The organism is Nostoc sp. KVJ20, assembly GCF_001712795.1.
Classification (GTDB): Bacteria; Cyanobacteriota; Cyanobacteriia; order Cyanobacteriales; family Nostocaceae; genus Nostoc.
This window is the reverse complement of record NZ_KV757769.1, coordinates 1-3,117: the sequence shown is the minus strand read 5'-3', so window position 1 is coordinate 3,117 and position 3,117 is coordinate 1. Positions and strand designations below refer to the sequence as shown.

Genomic DNA, 3,117 nt, shown 5'->3' with positions numbered 1-3,117 from the left:
ATTAGACCTGAATCCTTACAAAATTTTTATCTTGTAATTCTGCTGCTTGCTGCTTTACATTCCCTAAATCTGCCTGTGCTGCCTTAAATTTTGCATCTACGGCTTGCTGATTTTTCTGCGCTGCTTCAAACTTTTGCTCTGCATCTTTCTTTTTTGCTTCTAATTTTTGCGCTTTCTTCTGTAATTCTATCTGTGCTTCTTGCGTAGCTTGCAATTCAGCTTGAGCCGTTGTAACTGTATTTTCTGCCTGTTGCTTTTCATCATCAGCATCTTTAGCCACTTGAATTTGATTCAATGCATATAAAGATGATATACCTGCGAATAATAATAAACATACCGCTAACCCAGAACTTAAAGCTAACCGCATCCGCCCTTGGCGAATTTCTCGCTTGGCTTCTTGTTGAGCATTAACTAATATCTGCTTTGCATCTTGTTCAACCTTCAGCTTCTCTTCTGCTTGCAAGCGTTGTTCTCGCTCTCTAGCTAGTTCTGCTAATATTTCATTACCCTGTTGCTGACGAATGAACGACACAAGGTAATCATGCACCAGTTGATAACGGTCAGCCGGCGATTCTGGTAACAGCAACACTAATCTTGATGCCACAAAAATTTCTAACACCAAATCTAATTTATCAACTTCTGCTACCAAATCTGCGGCTAACTCAGCGCGAGTCTTGAGGGGACGAGTACCATTTTCATCTGTCAGTAAATATAAAACCAGTCGTGCAACCTGTTCATTCTCCGCACCACAATCATGGATGACTTCTTCTAAAAATCGCTCAACCAGTTTCTCTTTAGTCCCAAATTGACGATACTTATCTAAAGTTGTAATTTTCTCAGTTTGCAATTGCGTCCCCACAATTTGCAACTCAATTGGGCGAACCTCCCCCAATTCCCCTGCTAAATCCCGCACTAATTGGTCAATCAGTGCAGGCTCAAGATAAAAGTGAGAGCGTTCTGTTAAACTCTGCACAACAGCCATCGCATCGGCTGGCGAAAAGTTACCCAAATAATAACGAATATTTTTATCAAGAATATTATTATTAATTACACTTAAATCAAACAGACGGTCTAATTCTAATAAATAATGTAAATAATCTTCCCGCAAAGACAGAATTACCTTGACAAAAGGAATATCTAGACAAACTCGCAAAAACTCATAAAATGCTCGTCGTTGACCTTGGTCTGGATAAACAAAGAAAAACTCTTCAAACTGGTCAAACATTAAAACCGTCAACAAATTACGGTCAGCATTTCTCCGTAATTGTTCTAAAATAGCTGCTGAAGAATCAAGATTAGCAAATAATTGATTCCCTCTGACTTCCTCAAAAGCCTGAGCCAAACTCTGCCCCAACATCCCCACCCAATCTGTATAAACTCGCAACAAAACAGGTAAAGCATCTCGCTCACCAATTGCTTCCTGTTGCAACGCCGGGATTAATCCACCCTGCAAAATCGAGCTTTTACCCACTCCTGACTGACCATGAATTACAGTCAATTTATGCTCAGTCCCGCCAATTCTTTCTCGCAACCGCTTAACATCTTGTCCCCGACCAGAAGCAGCAATTTCTTCAGCAATGGTTTCAGGATTTTCTACTTGCAACTGTGTAGAACTAATTGCCTGTCGCTGCGGGTTAAGATAAGATGCCCCAACAAAGGCACGGAAACCATACTGTTGTTCAATTTGTAACTGTTCTTGCTTAATATTAAAAGCTTTCAGATATTCACCTTGTTCAAAGGAAAGTGAGCGCAATCTTTCTAAGATAGATATATATAATTGCGGATTATAATGATGATTACTTTCAGCTTTAGCAACTTTTAAACTATTAATTGCTGCTTCAAATTGACCTAAACCCTGTTGAGATTTAGCTAAAATAAACCGATACCAACCAAATTGATTTGATTGTAAATTAGGTATCTCAGCTAATATTTGTAATGCTTGCCCTGCGAGTTGATTAGCTTCATTCCAGTGTGACTGTTCTAAAGCTACTTCTGCCAAAAAACCATAATCTTTAGCCAACTGCAACGACGTGCCATAATTTTGATGTAGCGGCAGAGATTTTTCCACAAGGCTTTGCAACTCTGACCATGCTTGTAAACGTCGTAGCACTTCACCCAGTTTAGTAATATGCTTTGCAACTAAATCTGAACGTTGTGCTTGTTCAAAAATCTCAATAGCTTGCTGAAGATAATTTCTAGCTTCTTGCCAATATCTAATATTCTCTACTTGATTTCTTTCAGCTTGGCGCTCATACGCTGAAGCAATATTAACGAGTAATATACCTTGTCGTTCTAAATAATTACTTTGTTGCCAGAACCCCAAACTTTGTTGATAATGTGCTAAAGCAGAATCTATCTCATCATGTAGATAATCATTTAAACCAAGCAAAAACTCTAAACTTGCTTTAAGTGCTGCTTCTAATCCTTCCCCTCGATTTTGCAAATCTTGACGGGCGGTTTCTAGTTCCCGGCACATTTGGGGATTGGGCGTTACATTACCAGCAAAGATTTCATCACTTTTTTGCTGAAGGAAGTTGACTAACTCATCAGTAGGATTTTCAAAATTAATAATAGTTGCCCAACTTTCTAAATCAGTTGCTAATCGAATAAATTTTTGCAGAACTGAATCATTAACCCACAACAATATCGGAAACGGAAAGTTCTTTCTAAACTCCTCCCGTACTTGGTTAGCTGAAGTCAGAACGGTATCAATATCTTTAACCGACTCCAAACCAAAAATCATCAATGCAGGCGGCTGTTCATCTCCCAGTTGTTCGCGGATATTTGTGTAAAGCGTTTTTACTGATGCAGGTAAAGTAATCTCGTGAATATGTACAGGAGATAATTGGTGCAGACGTTGCACCATGCGCTGACGTAAAGCAGCATAGTTACAGCGCAGCAAAATCAGCGAAAATTCGCCCTGAGAAAGGGTAATTGTTCGCACCAGAGTTTGCAATGAACGCTCATTGTCAAAGGCTAAATTTTCTGGCTCTTGCTGATTACTCATAACATAGATAATTTACCTTGTATTACCTGTTTGTATAATTACATCATGTAATACCATTTCACGGAAATCTTGATATATATAGATTTTTTGTAGGGGTAAAGCACATTGCT

1 protein-coding gene is annotated in these 3,117 nt (G+C 38.9%); it reads right to left on the bottom strand.

The window, feature by feature from the left end; all coding sequences use genetic code 11:
- Nucleotide 1: 1 nt before the first annotated feature.
- Nucleotides 2-3,007 carry an nSTAND1 domain-containing NTPase gene (locus A4S05_RS36090; RefSeq protein ID WP_256091386.1) on the bottom strand — a complete coding sequence of 1,002 codons (3,006 nt, stop codon included), beginning with the start codon at nt 3,005-3,007 and terminating at the stop codon, nt 2-4.
- Nucleotides 3,008-3,117 lie beyond the last annotated feature (110 nt).

What these genes read in the sequence shown, in the direction of transcription:
- A4S05_RS36090 (WP_256091386.1), bottom strand. Translation starts at nt 3,007, where the DNA reads ATGAGTAATCAGCAAGAGCCAGAAAATTTAGCCTTTGACAATGAGCGT.